The sequence below is a fragment of the Arthrobacter sp. 05T410 genome (assembly GCF_056396505.1).
In genome coordinates this window covers 18,714-41,602 of the sequence record NZ_JBFTLP010000005.1, presented here as the reverse complement: position 1 = coordinate 41,602, position 22,889 = coordinate 18,714, and the positions used below count along the sequence as shown (strand labels likewise).

Genomic DNA, 22,889 nt, shown 5'->3' with positions numbered 1-22,889 from the left:
GGCCCTGGCCAGCGTCCGGCGACTGAGGGGCGGACGTTCCCGCCGTGGCCGGGACCGGAACGGAACCCGTGGCCGGTGGGGTGGGGGCTCCCTGGCTGACGGAGGGGGCGGGGCCCGGCGTCGGCGGAGCCGCGTCCTGTCCGGGGACCTGGCTTTGAGACGGCGACTGTGACGGTGGTTGGGGCGGCGCGGGGTCCGACGGCGGCGCTGTGCTGCCCGGGGGAGTCACACTGGGCGCCGGGGAAGCGGACGGTGGGCCCGGCGTCGGCGAGGCGGGGCAGATCTTTACGGGAAGAAGGCCGGCCGGCTTGCAGGGCCCGGCCGTGGCTGGCAGCGCAAGGACCAACGGCGAGACCGCGAGCAGCAGGGCCACGGCGGATGCGGACAAGGCCTTCCGGGTGGAGTTCATCCTCACCATCGTAGGGTTCCACCGCCGGCAGCCAGGGAATCCCGGCCTTTGTGTGTCTCCTTAGCCCGGGCAAGGTCTTCGCTCAGCAAGCCATCGTCACTGTGGACCAAGAATCGGTAGGGTGAGCCATCTGCACTGGGCAGCGACAGCGAACCCCGCTCCAGCCAAAGGCCCCAAGCATCCGGAGATCTGACTCATGCCGACCACTGAGGGCCGCAAGCGAATGGAACCCCGGATGACTCGCGGCTCCTGGAAGTTCAGCGCCTGGTCGGCCGCCGGGCTGGCCTTGATCGGTGCTCTGCTCGCCTTCAACAAGCTCTGGCCGGAAAGAGGCTTCGACGCCGTCTCCTTCTGGATCTACACGGCCATGTTTGCGATGGGCGCGATCCAACTCCTGCATCTGCTCCGGGTCCGGAGAAACGATGCACCATTCTGGGACGCGGAAGAGGCCCGCCGAGCCGACTGGGACCAACGGGGCCGGCAGCTGTAGGACCGGCTCCGGCCGCACAGCAGACCTGGCACTCAACGCGGCAAGGATCTCCAGCTGCGGCCCTGGAAGGCCAGCACAATGGTCCAGGCGATCGGCACCAGCGGGGAGGCGGACTCACCCAGGAATGCGAGGACCGCAAAAACGATCCAGAGCCCGCCGGTGATGACGGACAGGACGACAAGCGCCTTGCGGGTCATCACGACGGCGGGCATGTCGACACCTTCGGCTCGCAGGGCGCGGGTTTCAGCGGCTGCTCCCCGGATCAGGGGGACGAAGACCGCGGCCAAGGCGGCAGCGAACACCACGGACCGCCACGGCTCGGGTATGCCCACTGCGCTCAGGACGCCCTGCAGGACACCGCTCAAGAGGAAGAGCCACAGCAACCCCCAGACGACCAGCCGGCGGCGCTTCGGCGGCATTCCCTCCAGTGAGTCGGACGGCCACGACTGCCACTCGTACGTTCTACCGCCATCACCGCTTCCAGAGGTCATGGCGACAGACTACGCGCACCCGTCCCGGCCGCAGTCGATGTCCTGGAACAGCCACGCCTCGCGACGCGATAGGGATCGAGAGCAGCATTTACGGTCGGCATCAGTAGTCCCTCCACCACGCGAGTCCCTCCACCACATGTTGGGCTGGGTCCGATGCGCCGAGGTGAGTCCATACAGGCTCGTTAGCCTCACTGGCCCGTGACTTTGATTCCGGCGACCGCCCCGGTCCAGGCGCCGGTCGGGTCCGGGCGGGTCAACTGGGCACTGACGTAGCCCTTCTGCAGTTGGACGACCTGCGATTGGGTTCGCGAGCAATCGACCTCGAACACCGTGTGCTCTGTTCCGGCCAGCGAGTTCTGGGAGAGGAAGATCTGGGCATGGGGGATGCCCACGCAGGCCGCGGTGACTGTGTGCGGACCGGCGGTCGTCACCGTTGCGGCTTTGGTGAAGCCAACCCCTGGCCCGTCCGCCGGACCGGCGTCGGAGAGGAGGACGGACCCTGGTGCCTCGGCCAGGCGCTTGTGCAGCTCGGCGTAGTTGCTCGCTTCCACGCCCAGCACCCCCGGATCTTTGGTCGGGGCGGCGGGCGCCGGCCGGTGGCTTTGCCCGGCCGCCGTCGGCCGGGGATCGCCCTCGTCCTCGTAGGCGCAGGAGGCCAAACTACCGGCGAGCAGCAGGCCAACAACGCATGCCGCAGCGCAGCGGACTGTTTTCGTTCCCCCAGGACCAGACATGGGCCGAGTCTACGGTCAGTGCCCTAAATGGCAAGCTGCGCCGCAAAGCCCCCAAATGGGTCGTCGCCTGGCTGGTCGTGTTCCTGATCGTCGACGCCGTCGCCTCCGGATTCCCGATCTTCATGTACGCAATGATCCAGTCCGCGCCGGGACTCTACCCCAAGGAGGCCTTCACCCTCGGAAACCTGATGACCGGCGTCGCCATCAACCTGACCTGGTGGTCCTTCGTCGCGCTCCTGCCAATGATGATCGCCAAACGCAAACGACGCCCACCGGTACCGCTGCCGGTCGCCGAAAATTACATGCCGGCAGAGCTCCTGACCGTCAAAGCTCACGGGGTCCCCGGGCGCACCCAACAGGCCGGGCTCGAGGTCGGAGAGTTCATCCACACCTTCGGCGACGCGCACATCTTTGTCAACCACGTCGATCAGGTGAAGGATCAGCTTTCCCGCGAAGCCCGGCCGTACCCGGCGCTGAAGATTAGCCGGGGGCCTGATTCCATCTTCGACTACCGGCTCGAGGACTTCGAGATCATCGGCTGCGACCCGCACCCCAAGATCCAGGGCGAAGTGGCCGTCTAGCTCCGCACCTCGAATCGAATGACCTCATTCCTGCTTTGACCTGCGAAAACATTCCTGGCGCCCACGGTGTCCACGGGACGAATAGCCGGTACGATGACGATCGACGTCTATTGGGGGCGGCATCAAACATTGGGGATCCATGATTAACTCAGAGGCCTTCATGGCCGTCACCGCAGACCCGCGCTTCGCCGCCGACCTGGTCGCACAGAACTGATGACCCGGTTCGACGTCTGGGTCCCTGATGAGTCCAGGGGCCAGGTGCTGTCCGCACTCGAGTCCCTGGACGCCCTTGACGAAGCCCTGCTGCAGTTGCCCGTGACGGTGAACGGCCTGGGGTCCGGACCGCTCCTCACGGGGGAGCAGCGGCCGGGCGGGCCCACCGTGATCGGCTTTTCGACCGGCTATGACGTGTTCGACAAGGAGGGCTGGACCCCGGAGAAGTTCGCGGAGTTCGTGACCTCACGCAGCCACCTCCATGTCTTCATCGGAGGGAACCCGTGCCCTACCGTGGCGGCGCTTGCCGGCTATTTGCAGTCGCCGCTGCTGGTGGACGAAACCTACCCGACGGGATCCCGGGAGCTCACCCTCATCACCACCGACGGCAACGTCGCCCTCCTCAGGCTCGATGGCGGGCGGGACGACTCCGCCGACCTCATCCGGGAAACGTTCTTCACCGAAGGTCTTGATGCGGCCCTGGCCGTTCCCGGATGGTTCCTCGCGAAGTCCGGCCTCGCGCCCTTCAGCGTCAGGAATGCCGCCCTCCACCGGCGGATGGACCTGGCTGTCTGGAAGTCCGGTGACGAGTACGGGAAGGTGGCGGTGCCGAAGGGCGCAGAACTGATCCCACTCAACATGGTGATCACCGATCACGACGACATCGATAGCAGGCGGCCAGTCATCGGCCATGTCCGCAGCTCGAAGCACCTGTACGAGATCGTCGTGCCGCCGCTCGATGAGCTGGGCCCGCTGGAGGTGACATGCGCCGTCGACGGGGTACTGCAACGCTTCATCGACCCGGTAACCGGCGAGGACAAAGGCCTCGGCGCCCACGCTGTCGACTGGGCCAACTGGATCCTCCGGGACTCAGTCCCCGGCTCGCAGCACAACGGGCCCTCATCCGAGGCCGAGCCGTGGCAGGGCGACGGGTTAGACGCCCGGATGTACCGCCTGGCGCACAGCATCGTGAACTATGAGGACCACGACACGGACACGACGTACTTCAGCACCGCGCGGGAGGTGGCAGCCTGGCTGCGGAGGTCGCTCGGCAACCACAGCGCGCCGATCACCGTTGGTGTGCTGGACGACGTGTCGTTCACCCTCGCCGCGGACAGCCCGACGCTGATCCAGAAGCACGTATTCGACCGGGCCGAGGGACTGCAGGCCGGATACCAAGCCAACGCGTTCCGGCCCTGGGCCGGCACCCAGAACTGGTGGCACCCGGAGTCCCGGGCCTACACCCGGAATCCGTCGCTGCAGACCGTCATGGATGGCCAGAAGCTCGAGGCCTACACAGCGGCGAACTGCCTCGACTACGCCGATCTGGAGCCGTACATGCTCCCCGCCGGCGCCCGGGCCAACGAGAACTCCTGGTTCGTCGTTCGGCTCGGCGACACACCGACGTGCATGGCGTTTCCCGCGCAGCGCACCATCCTCACGGTCAGCACAGACCACGACGGGGCTACCGCCGAGATCGCCGCGCACCAGTATTTCCGCTGGGTCAGCCGGAGCAGCCGCAAGCGGGACTTCAAGGAACAGTGGGCGCGGTGGCTCGACGAGAGCCAGCCGCTGACCGCCGAAGAAATCCAGGCCGGCCTGAAAACCCTCGAGCAGATTATCGAAAGGAGCGACGATGAACCGGACGATGAATGACACAACCGACGGCATCCTGGTCGCTGGCGGGTTCGGCAACGGCCGGTGCCTGTGGGACGAATCCGTCTGCACGGACACACCGACGCACTTCGTGACGTTTGAGGAGGCCGGCGGCGCGTCCGCCGACGTGTTCTGCGTCCGTCACTACGTGCTGACGCTGGCCCGCCTGTGCCAGATTCACCTACCGGACTGTGCCGGCGACTTTGCCGGGCACGTAGCCCGCCACGGCGAGCTCTAGCACTCTCGAACCAGTCCGCGCAGGCCTCCCGGAGCCGAGCGGCACCATCCCCTACACACTAGACCGGGCATCAATACGAGGAGTCAGAACAATGGCATTTCCCCACGCAAGCTTCGAAACGTACACAGCACTGCGCGACATGGACATCAGTCATCCCGACATTGATGGTGCATGGCGGCTCGGCCAGATGGCGTCCTGGTCACGGTGGGGAACGACCACCGCCGACTTGGAGCCCATTACGGCCCACAGCAAGGACGGCTTCGACCAGCTCCAGCCGTTCACGACACGTGTCATCCTCTTCGCGATCAACCTGGGCGGTTCGTCAATCACCCCGGACCTGGAGGACTGGCGAAACTTTCACACTGAGGGCCATGGCGGCGACACCAAATTGAATTACAGCATTGCCATGGCAAAGGACCGGACGCCCGGAGGGGATCAGATCCCGGCCCTCTACATGACGGACGTCTTCAAGTTGATCGCCACCAAGGATGGGGAAAAGCTGAACAAACAGATCAAATTGGATCTCACGCAGGGCATCGACCACGTGGAACGTTGCGCCGCGATCCTGAGGGACGAGCTGAAGATCTGCATGGACGGCGCCGGCGGACAGGCTCCCACGCTGGTTGCCATGGGCGGCAAAGCATTCAACTGGCTGACGGGCGCGGAGGCGGATAAGCGGATCGCCGACGTCGTGGACGAGGTACTCGGTGACGGCGCCAGCAAGCGTGTCCGGAGAATGCCGCACTACACCTACGGAGGCAAACACGAGGAACGGGCTGCAGCACTCCACCCGGTGCTGGAGGAAATCCACCTGGAGCAACAGAACATGTCGCCGATGCGCTGACAATCCGTTCCCGGGTCCGCCACGGCGAGCTCTAGGCCCGGGCTTCCAGCAACCAGGAACAAGGGGAGGGTGCGTTACGCCCCTCCCTTTGTACTGCCAGCAGATGCACCTTCCCCATTGAGCGCTTGCGTGCCGCGGCATGCCGGGGGAGTCAAAGCCCCAGGGCCGTCTAGCCAGGATCTTGCTGGACCCGAGTCCCGGTCCGATACATCAGTTCGGTTGCCAGGCCGGTGACGGGGAGCCGAGGCCGTCGAATTCGGACTGGAAGTCCGTCCCGCTGTAACTGAGGCCAGGGATATTCAGGACGTCGGACAAGTGTAAGAATGCCTGCGGCGCTCTGGCACTTCGGCAGCCGAATGAGAAACCGGCCCCGCGATATTCTCATTCTCCATACATTATGAGAAAATCAGGGCAACGCTTTCTCAGGGGGAGACATGACCGAACAGCCACGCGAGACTACCGGCCGGTATGCAGAGTTCGCCCACCGCGAGCCGTCACTGACGCTCGGCGCCGCCGCGGCCGCCGCGACGTGGCCGGGGATCACGTACGAGGAATATCCCTGGGACGCCGACCCTGACCATGGCGCGTCCCGGCGGCAGCGGCTGCTGGCCCGCGGACCCTACGAGGCTGCCGTCGTGCCCGAGATCGAAAACCTGGACCCGCAGGTGGATTCCCGCACCCAGGCGCTGGTGGAAGCCGCCACCATGGAGATGGTCCGCTTCGACGCTGAGCTGGGCCAGGACACAGCCCCGTTCGCAGCCCTGCTGCTGCGCAGCGAATCAGCGTCCAGCTCCCAGATCGAGAACCTGACCGCCGGCGCCCGGCGCATCGCCCTGGCGCAGCTGGGGGACACCTCGAGTACGGACGCCTCCCTGATCGCCTCCAACGTCAAGGCGATGCAGGCTGCCATCGACCTGTCCGAGGACCTGTCGGTGGAGAACATCGCCGTCATGCACCACGCGCTGCTGAACGCCTCCGACCAGAAGATCGCCGGTGAATACCGCCAGGCGCAGAACTGGATCCGAGGAAACTCACCGCACACCGCCGAGTTCGTCCCGCCGCACCCGGACCGGGTCCTCCCGGCGATGGAGGACCTGGTCGCCTTCATGCGCCGCGACGACATCCCGGCGCTGACCCAGGCGGCCATCGCGCACGCCCAGTTCGAAACCATCCACCCGTTCGCCGACGGCAACGGCCGCACCGGACGCGCCATCGTGTCCGCCCTGCTGCGGGCCAAGGGCGTCACCGAGAAAGTCACCATCCCCGTCTCCTCCGGCCTGCTGACCAACACCGGCCTGTACTTCGACGCGCTCAGCGCCTACCGCGAGGGCAGCATCCAGCCCATCGTGGAGCGCTTCGCAGAATCCGGTGTCGATGCAGTGGGCAACGGCAGGCTGCTGGCGGCCGAGATCCGCGGCGTGGAGGACGACTACCTCAAACGCTTCACCCAGGCCCCGGCTTCGGTCCGCCGGATCGTAGCGATGCTCCCCGGGGAGCCGGCCGTCACCGCCGAGATGATCAGCGAACATACCCAGGTTCCGCTGGCCACCGTCTATCGTGCGATCGAGCGGATTGAGGGCGCCGGTGTCCTGACGCCGGCCGGCAAGATCCGCGGCACCCGGGTCTGGGTGGCCGGCGACATCATCGCCGCCCTGGACAACTTCGCGGCCCGCACAGGCCGCCGGACCCGGCACTGAAAAGTTTCTTGCCGGGGCGGTGAAAGGGATTCAAAGCTCCGGGCACATTGGTCCTGGCACGCGCTGCCCCGTCCAGAGCCACCTTCAGGGATGTCCGGGATTTGACCGACATTCGGCGAGGACCTGAAGAGGATCAAACGGTATGCATGTCGCCTCGCCACCCAGCTCCCGTACTTCTGGGTCCTGAGCCCTGACCATCGAGGGTGGGCTAGAGCATCAACGTCACGAAGATGCATCGGGCGACGATTTTTTACCAGGCACGACGGCCAGTCATTCGCAACTGGTGTACGTCGCGCTCTCCATGCAACCTGACTCGCACCGGAAGGTGTCCGCGCCGACTAATCCAAGGGAACTGTCAATGCGACCGACGCGTAGACACAGCTGTCTATGTTAATCATCCAAGTCTGATCCAGATCCATTGGGATCATTTAACTACAGTGTTCCTACTGGTCAAGTAGCGGCCCATGAGGTCCGAAGCCCACCGTGTACCGACTGCATCCAGGGCGGAATCGAGCCCGAGATGGAGCTCCTTGGGCTTCCCATGTCGGAGGTCAGGCCAGAATAAACATCCCCTCGGAGGGATCACGACAAAAAGAAACCCCGCCTCGCAGGCCGCTAAGCCTGCGAGACGGGGTTTCCCGCTTGTGCACCCCCCGGGACTCGAACCCGGAACCCATTGATTAAGAGTCAATTGCTCTGCCAGTTGAGCTAGAGGTGCATCTGTTGTTTTCGTTCACCGGGGCTTTTTATTTCCCGCGTTGTTCTCCGCAACGACATGAAACTCTACACGAGATTGGCTGTCGTGTGAAATCGAGGGGCGCGGGATGGTCCGGGTCAGCCGGGGAGGTTCAAAATCAGCGCGAAATCAGGGTTTTGCCCGTTGCTGAGGAGCCACAGGCGCCCGTCAGGAGCGAGTGAAACGTTGCGCACCCGGCCGTACTTTCCTGTGAAATAGCTCACAGGATCTCCGGCGAATTCGCCGTTGAGGGGAACGACCCAGAGCCTTTGGCCGCGCAGGGCGCCCAGGTAGGCGGTGCCGCCGACAATTTCGAGTCCGCTGGGGGAAGACTCCGCCGTCGACGGCCACACCACCTTGGCGTCCAGGAAGCCGGGGCGGTGCGGGGCGCCCGTCACCTCGGGCCAGCCGTAGTTGCCGCCCGGCACGATCAGGTTGAGCTCGTCGTTGACGTCCGGGCCGAATTCGCTGGCCCAGAGCCGGCCCGCGCTGTCCCAGGCCAGTCCCTGGACGTTCCTGTGGCCAAAGCTGTAGACCGGGTTATCACCAAACGGGTTTCCTGGTGCCGGCCTGCCATCCGGAGTGAGGCGGAGGATCTTCCCGCCCAGCGCCGCGCGGTCCTGCGGCTGCTCCCGGCGCTGCGAATCGCCCGTCCCCACATACAGGAAACCGTCGGGCCCAAAGCGGATCCGGCCGCCGTTGTGCGTGCCGGCCTTGGAAATGCCGGTGAAAACCGGTTCCAAGGCGCCGAGCTCCAGCCTGCCGCCACGTTCCTCCAGCCGCATGCGGGCGATTCTGTTGTCCGCCGCCGCGGTGAAGTAGGCGTAGAGGTAACGGTCCGACGCGAAGTTGGGGGAAAGGGCAAGGCCCAGGAGGCCGCCTTCGCCGCCGGGCACGACGCCGGGCACTTTGCCGACCGTACCGAGCTGTCCGTCTTTGATGGTCCTGAGCAGTGCTGTGTCGCGCTCGGAGATGACCGCGGTGCCGCCGGGTAGATGGACCGTGGACCACGGCAGCTGCAGCCCATTAACCCGGCCCGCAACCGTGGGCTCACCCGCTGCCCCGGCCGTACCCGCTGCGCCGGTGGCAGTGCGGTCTCCCGGCTGAACCACGGGCGAGGTTGAGCCGCCGGTGCAGGCGCTCAAGAAAAACAGGACAACGGCAAGCGCCACGGCCCGGGCCGCTGCCCTGCCAGCGAAGAGCCTGCCGGTAAAACGCGGGAGTATCAAGGGACGCGTTGAGGGGGGGATGGGTCGGCCGCCCGGACCGCCGGCTACTGCCGTGTCCGGCGCGGCGGCCGAAACCCGGCTGCTTCGGCGTGGGCCGGGGAGGCAAACCACACCTCAGCCCGGGTTTCTTCATACGCCGGGCTGGTCTCGTCGTGGTAGATCATTGACGAGGCATTGCCCTTGACTGTGAAACCCTCAGGGCCGCTTCCGTCAGCCGCCGGAGCCGCTGAGCCCTCGCCGTAGGGCTGCTCGGTGGCCAAGTGGCCGGTGGGCTCGGCCGTTTGGCTGGCGGAGGCCTCGGCCCCTGCCGGCGAGGCCGCCATCTGCGTCGTTTCCGTGTCAGCGGGACCTGCGGGCTGTGTCCCGGCGTCGGGCACTCCGGGCATCGCCGTGCCGATGCCGGTACCAGCGCCAGTGCTGGTTGAAGTGGCCGTGCCGGTAACGGTGTCCTCGTCGTCGGCCGGTTCCGCGGCTGCCGATTCCGCCCCGGGCAGAGTCGGCGCGTGGGGCTCAGTGTATTCGGGGTGGTGGACGGGCAGGCCTGCCGGTCCAGTCTCCGCAGCAGCGCCAAGCTCGGCGGCCGTCACGGCGTGCGCACCGCGGGCCGGCTCAGCGTGGGCGGCGGTGTGTGTCTCCGCCGGCGGGGCGGTCTCGGACCACTGGGTCTCCCACTCGGCATTGCCCGGGGCTCCCGTTGCTTCCGGGGCGGCCTCGGCGCCCGGCTCGATGGTCGGGGCCGCGGTGGCCGCTGCGGGCTCGGTCGCCTCGGGGGCAGCCGTGGCCTCCCGGGCCGCTGCGTCCGGCTCAGGCGCAGGCGCTGCCTTGGGCGCGGCCATCCCGGCACCGGCGGCACCCGCCGTCGGACCCGCGGCCCCGGCCGCTGCCGGGCCAACCGGACTGGCCGCCGCCGTCGAACTGGCCGCCGAACCGCTCTCCGCGCCAGACACCGGCGTCGAACCGGCGGGGCTGCCAGAAGAAATGCCGGCAGCAGTGCCGGTGCTGGTGCCTGCGGCGGATGAGGAATCTGCGCCCGGGCGGCTCTTGTTGCGGTTCAGCAGCCGCCAGACCACAGCGACCACCACGATGATGACAACGAGCCAGACGATCCAGTCCATAGCAGAGCCTTTCAGTCCGTATTCAGCCCATGAGGCATGGTTGCCGATGCTTGACGTTACGTCCGGGCAAAGCCGGCTGTCCACCCTCCCGGCGGCCAAATGCCGGGCATTCCTGGAGCGGATCCCCGGCCCGGTGAGCAACCCGGAACCGGAACCAAACCCGGCCCGGCGTGTAGCCTCGCCTCATGGATTTCAAGCGACTGCAGATACTGCGTGAACTCGCCGGCCGCGGGACCGTAGGCGCCACGGCCGAGGCCATGAAGGTCACGCCATCTGCAGTGTCGCAGCAACTGAAGACCCTCCAGGAGGAACTGGGCGTCGTCCTGGTGGAGAAGTCCGGCAGGGGAGTGCGCCTTACCGAGGCAGGGCTGGCCATGGCAGGCGCCGCCGCCGACGTGTCGACGGCCATGGCGCGGGCGGAAGCAACCATCGACACGTACCGGCGCGGCTGGCAGACGCGGGTGGTGGCAGCCTTCTTTCCCAGCGCCGCGGAGATGTTCCTGCCGGGCATGCTGCACCGGGTCAAGGCCGTCGAGGGGCTGCGGTTCGAGGCGCATTTCGAGGACCCGGGCGTTGCAGGGTTCGCCGGGCTGACCGCGGACTACGACATCGTCCTGGCGCACAGTGTCGACGGTCCGGAAGTCTTCGGCGGCCAGGGCCTGACAGTGGTGCCGCTGCTGGACGAACCCCTGGACGTGGCTTTGCCGGCCGGGCACGCTTTGGCCGGCAAAGCCACACTGTGCGCCGAGGACGTCGTCGGCTTTCCGTGGATGGGGGTTCCCGAGGGTTTTCCCTTCGACACCGTGCTGCGCCAGATCGAGGTGCGGGCCGACTCGCAGGCGGTCCGGGCCCAGCAGTTCCCGGATCTGCGGGTCCTGGAAGCCCTGGTCAGCGCCGGGCACGGGCTGAGCCTGCTGCCGCGGTACACGGCGGTCAGCAACCAGGGCCGGGGGTTCGTCCTGCGCCCGCTCGAGGGCGTGAAGGCCAGCCGGAGCATCGTGGCGCTGGCCCGTCCGGACGTCGCGGCCCGGACCACCATCCAGCAGGTCCTGGCGATGCTCAAGGCCGAGGCCCAAGGTGTCGCCGAGGCCCCGGAACTGCGTGACGCGGCTCACCGGGCCTAGGTCAAATCGGGTCCCGGTTTCATGATGTGAGACGAGAGTCCACTATTTGATCGAAATATTCCCGGTTTTCCGCTTAACGCTCCGTTCTTGGGTCGTTGGCGCCTGTAGCAGAGCCCTAGACTTTGAGCCATGAGTCAGGACACCCACACAGCAGCAGACACCAAGCCGGACATCAAGCCCCGCAGCCGGGTCGTTACCGATGGAATCCACGCCGCCCCCGCGCGCGGCATGTTCCGGGCGGTCGGCATGGGCGACGACGACTTCGCCAAGCCGCAGATCGGCGTGGCGAGCTCGTGGAACGAGATCACCCCCTGCAACCTTTCGTTGAACCGGCTCGCCCAGGGCGCCAAGGAAGGCGTCCACGCCGGCGGCGGGTTCCCCATGCAGTTCGGCACCATCTCCGTCTCGGACGGCATCTCCATGGGCCACGAGGGCATGCACTTCTCCCTGGTGTCCCGCGAAGTCATCGCCGACTCCGTCGAGACGGTCATGCAGGCCGAGCGGATCGACGGCTCTGTGCTCCTGGCAGGCTGCGACAAGTCGCTGCCCGGCATGCTGATGGCGGCGGCCCGCCTGGACCTGGCCGCCGTGTTCCTCTACGCCGGCTCCATCATGCCCGGCTGGGTCAAGCTCGAGGACGGCTCCGAAAAGGAAGTCACCCTCATCGACGCGTTCGAGGCCGTCGGCGCGTGCGCCGCCGGCAAGATGAGCCGCGAGGACCTGGACCGCATCGAAAGGGCCATCTGCCCGGGCGAGGGCGCCTGCGGCGGCATGTACACCGCCAACACCATGGCCTGCATCGGCGAGGCCCTGGGCATGTCCCTGCCCGGCTCCGCCGCACCGCCCTCCGCGGACCGCCGCCGCGACGCCTTTGCGCACAAGTCCGGCGAAGCCGTGGTCAACCTCCTGCGCCTGGGCATCACCGCCCGCGACATCATGACGCGCAAGGCGTTCGAGAACGCCATCGCCGTCACGATGGCCTTTGGCGGTTCCACCAACGCCGTGCTGCACCTGCTCGCGATCGCCCGCGAAGCCGAGGTGGAGCTGACGCTGGAGGACTTCAACCGGATTGGCGACAAGATCCCGCACCTGGGCGACCTCAAGCCGTTCGGCCGCTACGTCATGACCGACGTCGACAAGATCGGCGGCGTGCCGGTGATCATGAAGGCACTGCTCGACGCCGGCCTGCTGCACGGTGACTGCCTCACCGTCACCGGCAAGACCGTGGCCGAGAACCTCGCCGCGATCAACCCGCCGGACCTGGACGGCAAGATCCTGCGCGCACTGGACAACCCGATCCACAAGACCGGCGGCATCACCATCCTGCACGGCTCGATGGCCCCGGAAGGAGCTGTCGTCAAGAGCGCCGGCTTCGACGCCGACGTCTTCGAGGGCACGGCTCGCGTGTTCGAACGCGAACAGGGCGCGCTCGATGCCCTGGACAAGGGTGAGATCCACAAGGGTGACGTCGTTGTGATCCGCTACGAAGGCCCCAAGGGCGGCCCCGGCATGCGCGAGATGCTCGCCATCACCGGCGCCATCAAGGGCGCGGGCCTGGGCAAGGACGTCCTGCTGCTGACCGACGGACGGTTCTCCGGCGGAACCACCGGCCTGTGCATCGGCCACGTCGCGCCGGAAGCCGTCGACGGCGGCCCCATCGCGTTCGTCAAGGACGGTGACCGGATCCGCGTGGACATCGCGGCCCGCACCTTCGACCTCCTGGTCGACGGCGCCGAGCTCGAGGCCCGCAAGGTCGGCTGGGAGCCGCTCCCGGCCAAGTTCACGAAGGGTGTGCTCGCCAAGTACGCCAAGCTCGTCCACAGCGCCTCCACGGGCGCGTATTGCGGCTGATCCTCCGGGCCTGGGTGACCAGGCTTAATAAGGGAAGCTCCGAGGGGCCCCGAACGCACGGCGTCCGCGCCGGGTGTTCGGGGTAGGAGATTCCCGCCTGCCGCCGAAGTGGGCGGCTCGCCGTTCGGTGTCGGGGGCAAGGGGAGACCAGGAGGACCAGCTAGTGGACACCGTTGTCCAAATAGTGAGACACAGGCCGGGCTCGTTGACACCCGTCTCACTCAGAGGGAAAACTGAACGCATGATCGAGATCGTTACAGCCGGAGTCACTGAATTTGAGTGCACTGCAGTCGAGAGCGCTGCAGGTGTTTCCGTCGTACTTACCAAGCGCGTGGCTCATTAGCCTTCACTGGTAACGAACCGACACGCGCAACCCCTCGAAGAGCCCGCCGGCTGAGGGGTTTTTTTATTTCCCGCAGCACCAGAACAATCCAGTAGTTCCACGATCACCGAAGATCCACAAAGGAAGAGTCCGATGAGCAAAGGATCGCCGATCAGCCCCTCGCTGATGGCCACCAAGTCCACTGGAGCCCACAAGGCTCCGGAACGCGTCGAACGTCCGGCTGACGCCGGCGTCGACTCTGCTGCCGTCTCTCCTGTCCTCGGACCGAACAACGTCGTACCCCCGACGGTCATGACCGGTTCGCAAGCAATTGTCCGCTCGCTCGAAGAACTCGGCGTCCAGGACATTTTCGGTTTGCCCGGTGGCGCGATCCTGCCCACCTACGACCCCTTGATGGCCTCCAAAATGAACCACGTTCTGGTCCGTCACGAACAGGGAGCCGGCCACGCCGCGCAAGGCTACGCCATGGTTACCGGACGGGTTGGCGTCTGCATCGCCACCTCGGGCCCGGGTGCCACCAACCTCGTTACCGCCATCATGGACGCCCACATGGACTCCGTGCCGATAGTGGCCATTACCGGCCAGGTCTCCAGCGGGGTGATCGGCACCGATGCGTTCCAGGAAGCGGACATCGTCGGGATCACCATGCCGATCACGAAGCATTCCTTCCTGGTCACGGACCCCAACGACATCCCGCACGTGATGGCCGAGGCGTTCCACCTGGCGTCCACCGGACGCCCGGGCCCGGTCCTCGTGGACGTCGCCAAGGACGCCCAGCAGGGCCAGATGACGTTCTCCTGGCCGCCCAAAATCGATCTTCCGGGATACCGGCCGGTGGTGCGCGGCCACAGCAAGCAGGTCCGCGAGGCCGCCCGGCTCATTTCCGGTGCCAGCAAGCCCGTGCTCTACGTCGGCGGCGGAGTGGTCAAGGCCCACGCCTCGGCCGAGCTGCGTGAACTGGCCGAGCTGACCGGCGCCCCCGTGGTCACCACCCTGATGGCCCGGGGCGTGTTCCCGGACTCGCACCCGCAGCACGTGGGCATGCCGGGCATGCACGGCACGGTTTCCGCCGTGACAGCCCTGCAGCAGTCGGACCTGCTGATCACCCTGGGCGCGCGGTTCGATGACCGCGTGACCGGCATCCTGAAGTCCTTCGCCCCGAACGCCAAGGTCATCCACGCCGACATCGATCCGGCGGAAATCTCCAAGAACCGCACGGCCGACGTCCCGATTGTCGGCTCGGTCAAGGAGATCATCCCGGAGCTGACCGAGGCCCTGCGCCTGCAGTTCGAAGCCTTCGGCACCCCGGACCTGACCACCTGGTGGGCCTTCCTTAACAACCTCAAGGAAACCTACCCGCTCGGCTGGACCGAACCCGAGGACGGCCTCAGCGCCCCGCAGCGCGTCATCGAACGCATCGGCGCCCTGACCGGTCCCGAGGGCGTCTATGTCGCCGGCGTCGGACAGCACCAGATGTGGGCCTCACAGTTCATCAAGTACGAACGCCCGCACGCCTGGCTCAACTCCGGCGGCGCCGGCACCATGGGCTACGCCGTGCCGGCGGCCATGGGCGCCAAGGTGGGCGAACCGGACCGCGTGGTCTGGGCGATCGACGGCGACGGCTGCTTCCAGATGACCAACCAGGAACTGGCCACCTGCGCGATCAACAAGATCCCCATCAAGGTCGCCATCATCAACAACTCCTCCCTGGGCATGGTCCGGCAGTGGCAGACCCTCTTCTACGAGGGCCGCTACTCCAACACCGACCTCAACACCGGACATGACACAGTCCGCATCCCGGACTTCGTCAAGCTGGCGGACGCCTACGGCTGCGCTGCCTTCCGGTGCGAACGCGACGAGGACATCGACGCGACCATCCAGAAGGCACTGGAGATCAATGACCGCCCGGTGGTCATCGACTTCGTCGTGAGCCCCAACTCGATGGTGTGGCCGATGGTCCCCGCGGGGGTCAGCAACGACCAGATCCAGGTTGCCCGCAACATGACCCCGGAATGGGAAGAGGAGGACTGAACATGACCCGCCACACATTGTCCGTTCTGGTCGAAGACAAGCCCGGTGTGCTGACCCGCGTCGCCAGCCTCTTCGCCCGCCGGGCCTTCAACATCAATTCCCTGGCCGTCGGCCCCACCGAGGTCCCGGGCATGTCCCGGATGACCGTGGTGGTCGACGCCGATGGCGAGCTGATCGAACAGGTCACGAAGCAGCTGAACAAGCTGGTCAACGTGATCAAGATCGTCGAGCTCACCTCCGAATCTTCCGTACAGCGTGACCACATCCTGGTCAAGGTACGTGCGGATGCCGCAACACGCCTGCAGGTCACCCAGGCTGCAGACCTGTTCCGCGCTTCAGTGGTCGACGTCTCCACAGAGTCGGTGGTCATTGAGGCAACGGGCCACCCCGAGAAGCTCACGGCACTCTTGTCAGTGCTGGAGCCTTTCGGCATCCGCGAAATCGTGCAGTCCGGCACCCTGGCCGTTGGGCGGGGATCCCGCTCCATGAGTGACAGGGCCCTCCGCAGCGCGTAACACCGCCGGAGCCGCCCCGTTGTACCGCAGCACCACAGACAATATCTACGAAGAATCCACTCAAAAGGAGACACCCCAGTGACTGAAATGTTTTACGACGACGACGCCGACCTGTCGATCATCCAGGGCCGCACCGTCGCCGTCATCGGTTACGGCTCCCAGGGCCACGCCCACGCCCTCAGCCTCCGCGATTCCGGCGTTGACGTCCGCGTCGGCCTGAAGGAAGGCTCGAAGTCCCGCGCCAAGGCCGAGGCCGAGGGCCTGCGGGTCCTGAACGTTGCCGACGCCGTCGCCGAGGCCGACCTCATCATGGTCCTGACCCCGGACCAGGTCCAGCGCCACGTGTACGCCGAGGACATCGCCCCGAACCTGCAGCCGGGCGACGCCCTGTTCTTCGGCCACGGCTTCAACATCCGCTACGGCTACATCCAGCCCCCGGCCGACGTCGACGTCGCCCTCGTCGCCCCCAAGGGCCCGGGCCACATCGTGCGCCGCGAGTTCGAAGCCGGCCGCGGCGTGCCGGACCTGATCGCCGTCGAACAGAACCCGTCCGGCAAGGCCAAGGAACTGGCCCTGTCCTACGCCAAGGCGATCGGCGGCACCCGTGCGGGCGTCATCGAGACCACCTTCACCGAAGAGACCGAAACCGACCTCTTCGGCGAGCAGGCTGTCCTCTGCGGCGGCGCCTCGCAGCTGATCCAGTACGGCTTCGAAACCCTCACCGAGGCTGGCTACAAGCCCGAGGTCGCCTACTTCGAGGTGCTGCACGAGCTCAAGCTGATCGTCGATCTCATGGTCGAGGGCGGCATCGCCAAGCAGCGCTGGAGCGTCTCGGACACCGCGGAATACGGCGACTACGTCTCCGGCCCCCGCGTCATCACCCCGCAGGTGAAGGAAAACATGAAGGCTGTCCTCGCGGACATCCAGGACGGCACCTTCGCCAAGCGCTTCATCGACGACCAGGACGCCGGCGCGCCGGAGTTCAAGGCGCTGCGCAAGAAGGGTGAGGACCACCCGATCGAGGCCACCGGCCGCGAACTGCGCAAGCTGTTCTCCTGGATCAAGAACGAAGACGACTACACCGAAGGAACAGTGGCCCGCTAGGCATTGCCCGGCAGGGGAGCCGGACACCACATCCTGGGGTCCGGCTTCCCTGCTGTCCAGCACCACCCGCACCACCCGATTCACCAAAATCCCCACCAGATACACAAGAGAGCTAAAGAGGTCACCGGTGACAAGCACCAAACCTGTCGTACTCCTCGCTGAGGAACTTTCGCCCGCCACAGTCGAGGCCCTCGGCCCGGACTTTGAAATCCGCCAGACTGACGGCTCCGACCGTTCCCAGCTGCTCTCCGCGATCGCCGACGTCGACGCGATCCTGGTCCGCTCCGCCACCCAGCTGGACGCCGAGGCCATCGCCGCCGCCAAGAACCTCAAGGTCATCGCCCGCGCCGGCGTCGGCCTGGACAACGTGGACATCAAGGCGGCCACCCAGGCCGGGGTCATGGTGGTCAACGCGCCGACCTCCAACATCGTCTCCGCCGCCGAACTGACCGTCGGGCACATCCTGAGCCTCGCCCGCCACATCCCTCAGGCCAGCTCCGCCCTCAAGGACGGGGAGTGGAAGCGCTCCAAGTACACCGGCATCGAGCTCTTCGAGAAGAAGATCGGCATCATCGGCCTGGGCCGGATCGGCGCCCTGGTCGCGGCCCGCCTGAAGGGCTTCGACACCAAGATCCTCGCGTACGACCCCTACATCACCTCCGCCCGGGCCGCCCAGCTCGGCGTGCAGCTGGTGACGCTCGACGAGCTCCTGGCCCAGTCGGACTTCATCACCATCCACATGCCCAAGACCCCGGAAACCGTCGGCATGCTCGGCGCCGAGGCGTTCAAGAAGATGAAGAGCACGGCGTACGTCGTCAACGTCGCCCGCGGCGGCCTGGTGGACGAGGAAGCCCTCTACACCGCGCTGCAGGCCGGTGACATCGCCGGCGCCGGCGTCGACGTCTTCTCCAAGGAACCCAGCACCGACCTGCCGTTCTTCAAACTCGACAACGTCGTGGTGACCCCGCACCTGGGCGCCTCCACCGACGAGGCCCAGGAGAAGGCCGGCGTCTCCGTCGCCAAGTCCGTCCGCCTGGCCCTGGCCGGCGAACTGGTCCCCGACGCCGTCAACGTCGCCGGCGGTGTCATCGCACCGGACGTCCGCCCCGGCATCCCGCTGATGGAAAAGCTGGGCCGCATCTTCACCGCGCTGACCCATGCCTCCCTCACCCAGTTCGACGTCGAGGTGGCCGGCGAGATCTCCTCGCTCGATGTCAAGGTCCTGGAACTCGCGGCGCTCAAGGGCATCTTCGCCGACGTCGTGACCGAGCAGGTCTCCTACGTCAACGCACCCGTCATCGCCGAGCAGCGCGGCATCAACGTCCGCCTCATCACGACGCCGGACACCGAGTCGTACCGCAACGTCCTGACCCTGCGCGGCGCCCTCAGCGACGGCAGCCAGATCTCCGTCGCCGGAACCCTGACGGGCCCGAAGCAGATCCAGAAACTGGTCGGCGTCAACGGCTACGAGGTGGAAATCCCGATCAGCGAACACCTCGTGGTGGTTGCCTACTCGGACCGCCCCGGCGTGATCGGCACGATCGGCCACATCCTGGGCATGAACAACATCAACATCGCCGGCATGCAGGTGGCACGCCAGACGGAAGGCGGCCAGGTGCTGGCCCTGCTGACCATCGACAGCTCCGTTCCCCAGCAGGTCCTTGACGCGATCAAGGCCGGGATCGGCGCTGACATGGTCCGCGAGGTTGACCTCGAGGACTGAAATCCTCCCCGCGTGGCCCCGGCGGCGGCATGACCGCCGCCGGCGGCCACGAGAGGCCGGCCGGTCTGCGTACAATGGCTAGGACCGAATTTCGGGTCTTGGCCGGCAGACCGGCCTTTACTTTTGCACGCCCGGCACGGGACGCCTTCACTTCCTCAGGAAATGAACTGCGGCGTGCGCACGCAATCCAGCTTTCAGGAGCCCAATGAACGCCGTCCAGAGGTTCATCAGAAGCAGAGTGCTTTTGCTGACCGCGTCCATTTTGATCGTGGCCATGTGCCTGTCCGTGCTCGTCCAGGGTCAGTCCCAGGCGGCGCTGAGCAGGACCGTGGACCAAAACTCCCGGGGGCTCTATGACGTCCTGGTGCAGGCCAAGGCGAAGGATAACGGCGGCCTGATGCAGCCGGACATCGCCACCGGCCAGGGCGGCATCAGCTTCGAGCAGCTGGATTCGATCCGCAAGCTCTCCGGCACCTCTGTGGCCGCCCCCATCAGCCTGGTCTCGCGTGTGACGCAGAACCTGGAGTCGCCGCGGCTGGACGCCACCGACTACCTGGGCTTCAACGCGGGCCTCGCGGGCACCTCCGGCGACCCGACCGCCACGGATCCGAGCAAGTGGCCGGCCGCGGAATCGGTACTGAGCGACACGCCAAAGAAATACCGCCTCACGGCCAGCGCCGTCAGCTCCGACGGCCACTCCGACCAGACCCTGTTCAAGACCACGGCCGAGGGCTCCCTCGGCAAGGCGAAGCTGGTCGAGGAACAGGTCGACGGCGGCAAGAATGTCCGCATCCAGGGCCCGGAGGGCGAGACCGGCATCAAGTTCCCCACCCCGGCCGGCGGCTCCGAGCACAACCTCTTCAACCTCTCCGTTTCACTGCCGATGGCCCCGCAGGTGACCGAGTCCGTCGTCGCCGTCGACCCCGTCTCCGAACGCGCGCTGCTCGGCACGGCCGGTGACTTCCTGTCCCCGCTGGAGAAGGCCCCGCCCGCGGACGCCCGCAACGCCGGCGCGATCGGCCGGCACTTCGAGAGCCTCTTCACCAACGGCATCAGCATGGACGAACTCAAGGAAGGCCCGGACTTCCTCGGCGTCAAGCTCAAGTACTGGGCACCGCTGATGACCCAGTACCAGCAGGCCAAGCGCGACGGCCAGCTCACCGACGATTCCCAGGCCATCCCGCTGATCGTGCGCTCGGGCACCGCCCTGGACCTGAAGTACTCGGTCAAAATCGAGGAAATCGACGACTCCGGCAACGTCACCAAGGACGTCGGCACCGTGACCCGCTCGCTGGACAAGGACTACCTGCCGTTCGTTTCCAAGTCCCCGTTCGCCCTCGCCTGGCCCGGGTCCAAGGACCTCTCCCAGCTCATGGGCGACACCGGATCCTTCAGCCAGGGCCTCTACAACCCGGCCACCTGGACCACCAACTTTGCCGCCGCCCCGACATACCAGGACGGCGAAACCGCCGCCAACGGCGCCGTTGACAAGAGCGCCACGCCCGGTGACTGGGTCACCGTGAACCGGCTGCCGGACAAGGCCGCCAACGGCGAAGCCGTCGACCAGACCCAGCGCGAGCCTGTAGACGAGCGCTCGTACCGCCAGAACCTCGAAACCGGCAAGAAGCTGGCCACGCCGCTGGCCATGGTCTACGGCACCTTCGACGCCGCGAACGTCAAGGAAGCTGCCGGCGACGTCAACCGGCTGCCCCTGGGCGGCTATGACCCCGCGCCGTTCACCCTGACCAAAGACGCGTCCGGCAAGGACGTCAACACCGAACTCAAGCCGTCGCTGAGCGCCACGGGCCTGGTCAGCCAGTCCGCCGGAGCCATCACCGACTACTACGGCCTCGCCGCCGCCCGCGGCTACGATGCGAACGCCAACGTGATCGACGCCGTCCGGGTCCGCGCCAAGGTCCCGGGCAGCTGGAAGCAGGCGCAGCCCGAGGTGGAGAAGCTCGCCAACGAGATCCGCGACATGGGCCTGCAGGCCACTGTGGTGGCCGGTTCGGCCCGCGAAGACGCCAGCATCGCCGTTCCCGGCTACTCCAAGGACGACGCCGGCAAGGAATCGCCGCTGGGCACCGTGCAGCAGTCGTGGGTCCGCCAGGACGCCGCGGACGCCGTGTCCGGCTCGCTGACCGCCACGAACCTGACCCTGCTGTTCCTGACCCTCTGCGGTGCTGCCCTCCTGACCGGTGCCTCCACCGTCAGCTACATCCGCAAACGGCGCAGCGAGGCCGGTACCCTGCGCGCCATGGGCTGGACCCAGCGCAAGATCCGTTCCTGGGTGCTGGCCGAATTCGGCGTCGGCGCCGCGCTGCTGGCCGTCGTCGGAATCGTCCTGAGCCTGATCAGCTGGAGCACCGCCACCGCGGTGGTCTCGGCGTCGGTACTGGTGCTGTACGCCGGTGCCGCGTTCATCGCGGCGCAGCAGCTGCGCCACCGCGACGTCGTGGACCAGGAGCCGCAACACGATGAACGGCTCATCGCGGTCGATTCCCCGCTGACCTTCGCGAACCGGCAGCTGAGCACCAACAAGTTCAACACCATATCCCTGGCCGTTGCCGTCGGTGTCTTCGCCGCGGCCGTCGGCGGACTCGTCGCCCTGCTGATCGACATTCCGCGGGCCGCCGGCGCCAGCGCCCTCAGCGGGCTGGCCGCGGCCAGCATCGCCCTGCCCAGCATCATCCTGGGCGTGTCCGGTGTTGCCGTCGGGCTGCTGCTGACCATGGTCACCGGCCGCTTCGAGCTGCAGGCCAAGCGCCAGTACCTGGGCACGCTGCGGGCCATGGGCTGGAACCCGGACATGCTGGGCCAGGTCCGCTTCTTTGAAAACGCCATGGTGGGAACCGTCGCGCTGCCGCTGGGTGTTGTGGGCGCCCTCGGCATCGGCCTCCTCCTGGCCCCCTACGCCGCGCTGTGGGCCGCAATTGCCGGTCTCGTAGCTGTACTTTGCTGGATTCCGATTGCAACGAAAGTGGTCCAATGACTAACGAGCTGAACCTTGACCGGGAGGCACACGAGCGGATGACCGCCAGCACCCGTCGCGGTGCGCACAAGACCCGCGCCAACACGATCGTGAAGGCCACGGACCACGCCACCCCGCTGGAACTGAGCAACATCACCATCCACTACGGCGGCGGCAAGGGCGGTGCCGAGGCCGTCAACGTCGTGGACGACTTCAACATGACCCTGCACGCCGGCGAAATGCACTGCGTCGCGGGCCGCTCCGGCTCGGGCAAGACCAGCATCCTGACCGTCGGCGCGGGACTGACCCTGCCGACGTCGGGCCGGGTGTTCTGGGAAGGCGACTCGCTCGAGACCATGGGCGACGACGAGATCGCCGACCGCCGCCGGGCCCTGATCGGCTACGTCGACCAAGGCGGTGCGCTGATCGACGGGATGAGCGCGCTCGAGAACGTTCTGTTGCCGGCCGTGCCGGACGGCGAGGTCGAGAAGCGCCGTGACATGGCCAAGGACCTCCTGGACCTCGTGGGCCTGGGCCGGCGCATGCGTCACCGTCCGGCGCAGCTTTCCGGCGGTGAACGCCAGCGCGTCGCGATCGCCCGGGCGCTCATCCTCGGCACCCGCGTCCTGGTGGTCGACGAGCCCACGGCCAGCCTGGACCGGGCCGCGGCCAACCGCATCATCAGCATCCTCAAGGACACCACCTCGGACGGCATTGCCGTGCTGGTGGCTTCACATGACCACGAACTGGTCCGCCAGAGCGATACCCTCACGGAACTGATCTAGATTTAGACC

18 protein-coding genes and 1 tRNA gene are annotated in these 22,889 nt (G+C 66.7%); 14 read left to right on the top strand and 5 right to left on the bottom strand.

Going from position 1 to position 22,889, the window contains the following annotated elements; translation table 11 throughout:
* The first annotated feature begins 644 nt into the window (after positions 1-644).
* On the top strand, positions 645-899 hold the full coding sequence (locus tag AC1DFR_RS08955) for a hypothetical protein (protein WP_476873151.1): 255 nt from the start codon (positions 645-647) through the stop codon (positions 897-899).
* A gap of 32 nt (positions 900-931) precedes the next feature.
* Here the strand turns inward: AC1DFR_RS08955 and AC1DFR_RS08950 are convergent, their stop codons facing one another.
* Complete coding sequence (locus tag AC1DFR_RS08950; RefSeq protein ID WP_230010933.1) at positions 932-1,390, bottom strand: hypothetical protein; 459 nt, start codon at positions 1,388-1,390, stop codon at positions 932-934.
* A 188-nt stretch (positions 1,391-1,578) separates the two neighbouring features.
* Positions 1,579-2,124, bottom strand: coding sequence for a hypothetical protein (locus AC1DFR_RS08945; RefSeq protein ID WP_476873150.1), 546 nt, complete (start codon positions 2,122-2,124; stop codon positions 1,579-1,581).
* Between AC1DFR_RS08945 and AC1DFR_RS08940 the strand changes: the two genes are divergently transcribed.
* The 5 genes from AC1DFR_RS08940 to AC1DFR_RS08920 all read left to right on the top strand — a co-directional run bounded on the left by AC1DFR_RS08940 (position 2,079) and on the right by AC1DFR_RS08920 (position 7,353).
* Positions 2,079-2,705, top strand: a complete 627-nt coding sequence (locus tag AC1DFR_RS08940; RefSeq protein WP_476873149.1) for a thymidylate synthase — start codon at positions 2,079-2,081, stop codon at positions 2,703-2,705. The genes AC1DFR_RS08945 and AC1DFR_RS08940 overlap by 46 nt on opposite strands.
* A 213-nt stretch (positions 2,706-2,918) precedes the next feature.
* A complete protein-coding gene (locus AC1DFR_RS08935) occupies positions 2,919-4,574 on the top strand; it encodes a hypothetical protein (protein ID WP_476873148.1) in 1,656 nt (551 codons plus the stop codon).
* Positions 4,567-4,812, top strand: coding sequence for a hypothetical protein (locus AC1DFR_RS08930; RefSeq protein ID WP_476873147.1), 246 nt, complete (start codon positions 4,567-4,569; stop codon positions 4,810-4,812). Before AC1DFR_RS08935 ends, AC1DFR_RS08930 begins: the two co-directional genes overlap by 8 nt.
* 91 nt (positions 4,813-4,903) lie before the next feature.
* Positions 4,904-5,656, top strand: a complete 753-nt coding sequence (locus AC1DFR_RS08925; RefSeq protein WP_476871111.1) for a hypothetical protein — start codon at positions 4,904-4,906, stop codon at positions 5,654-5,656.
* 434 nt (positions 5,657-6,090) lie between these two features.
* Positions 6,091-7,353 carry a Fic family protein gene (locus AC1DFR_RS08920; RefSeq protein WP_476873146.1) on the top strand — a complete coding sequence of 421 codons (1,263 nt, stop codon included), beginning with the start codon at positions 6,091-6,093 and terminating at the stop codon, positions 7,351-7,353.
* Positions 7,354-7,998: 645 nt separating this feature from the next.
* Here AC1DFR_RS08920 and AC1DFR_RS08915 read toward each other — a convergent pair.
* The 3 genes from AC1DFR_RS08915 to AC1DFR_RS08905 form a co-directional block, all read right to left on the bottom strand.
* Positions 7,999-8,071, bottom strand: a tRNA-Lys gene (locus tag AC1DFR_RS08915).
* Between the two features lie 116 nt (positions 8,072-8,187).
* A complete protein-coding gene (locus tag AC1DFR_RS08910) occupies positions 8,188-9,315 on the bottom strand; it encodes a PQQ-dependent sugar dehydrogenase (protein WP_476873243.1) in 1,128 nt (375 codons plus the stop codon).
* A 47-nt stretch (positions 9,316-9,362) separates the two neighbouring features.
* On the bottom strand, positions 9,363-10,433 hold the full coding sequence (locus AC1DFR_RS08905; RefSeq protein ID WP_476873145.1) for a sunset domain-containing protein: 1,071 nt from the start codon (positions 10,431-10,433) through the stop codon (positions 9,363-9,365).
* A gap of 185 nt (positions 10,434-10,618) precedes the next feature.
* Here AC1DFR_RS08905 and AC1DFR_RS08900 point away from each other — a divergent pair, with 185 nt between their 5' ends.
* The 8 genes from AC1DFR_RS08900 to AC1DFR_RS08865 all read left to right on the top strand — a co-directional run bounded on the left by AC1DFR_RS08900 (position 10,619) and on the right by AC1DFR_RS08865 (position 22,880).
* Positions 10,619-11,557, top strand: coding sequence for a LysR family transcriptional regulator (locus AC1DFR_RS08900; RefSeq protein WP_476848903.1), 939 nt, complete (start codon positions 10,619-10,621; stop codon positions 11,555-11,557).
* A gap of 129 nt (positions 11,558-11,686) precedes the next feature.
* Positions 11,687-13,408: a dihydroxy-acid dehydratase gene (gene ilvD, locus AC1DFR_RS08895; RefSeq protein ID WP_476873144.1), complete on the top strand. Its 1,722-nt coding sequence runs from the start codon at positions 11,687-11,689 to the stop codon at positions 13,406-13,408.
* 475 nt (positions 13,409-13,883) lie between these two features.
* Positions 13,884-15,782 (top strand): acetolactate synthase large subunit, encoded by a 1,899-nt coding sequence (locus tag AC1DFR_RS08890; protein WP_028277928.1) that lies wholly within the window; start codon positions 13,884-13,886, stop codon positions 15,780-15,782.
* A gap of 2 nt (positions 15,783-15,784) precedes the next feature.
* A complete protein-coding gene (gene ilvN, locus AC1DFR_RS08885) occupies positions 15,785-16,297 on the top strand; it encodes an acetolactate synthase small subunit (RefSeq protein ID WP_018773531.1) in 513 nt (170 codons plus the stop codon).
* A gap of 78 nt (positions 16,298-16,375) precedes the next feature.
* A complete protein-coding gene (gene ilvC / locus AC1DFR_RS08880) occupies positions 16,376-17,401 on the top strand; it encodes a ketol-acid reductoisomerase (RefSeq protein ID WP_026266449.1) in 1,026 nt (341 codons plus the stop codon).
* 127 nt (positions 17,402-17,528) lie between these two features.
* Positions 17,529-19,124, top strand: coding sequence for a phosphoglycerate dehydrogenase (gene serA / locus AC1DFR_RS08875; protein ID WP_028277927.1), 1,596 nt, complete (start codon positions 17,529-17,531; stop codon positions 19,122-19,124).
* Between the two features lie 205 nt (positions 19,125-19,329).
* Positions 19,330-22,116: an ABC transporter permease gene (locus AC1DFR_RS08870; protein WP_476873143.1), complete on the top strand. Its 2,787-nt coding sequence runs from the start codon at positions 19,330-19,332 to the stop codon at positions 22,114-22,116.
* Complete coding sequence (locus AC1DFR_RS08865; protein WP_476873142.1) at positions 22,113-22,880, top strand: ABC transporter ATP-binding protein; 768 nt, start codon at positions 22,113-22,115, stop codon at positions 22,878-22,880. Before AC1DFR_RS08870 ends, AC1DFR_RS08865 begins: the two co-directional genes overlap by 4 nt.
* The last annotated feature ends 9 nt before the right edge of the window (positions 22,881-22,889 follow it).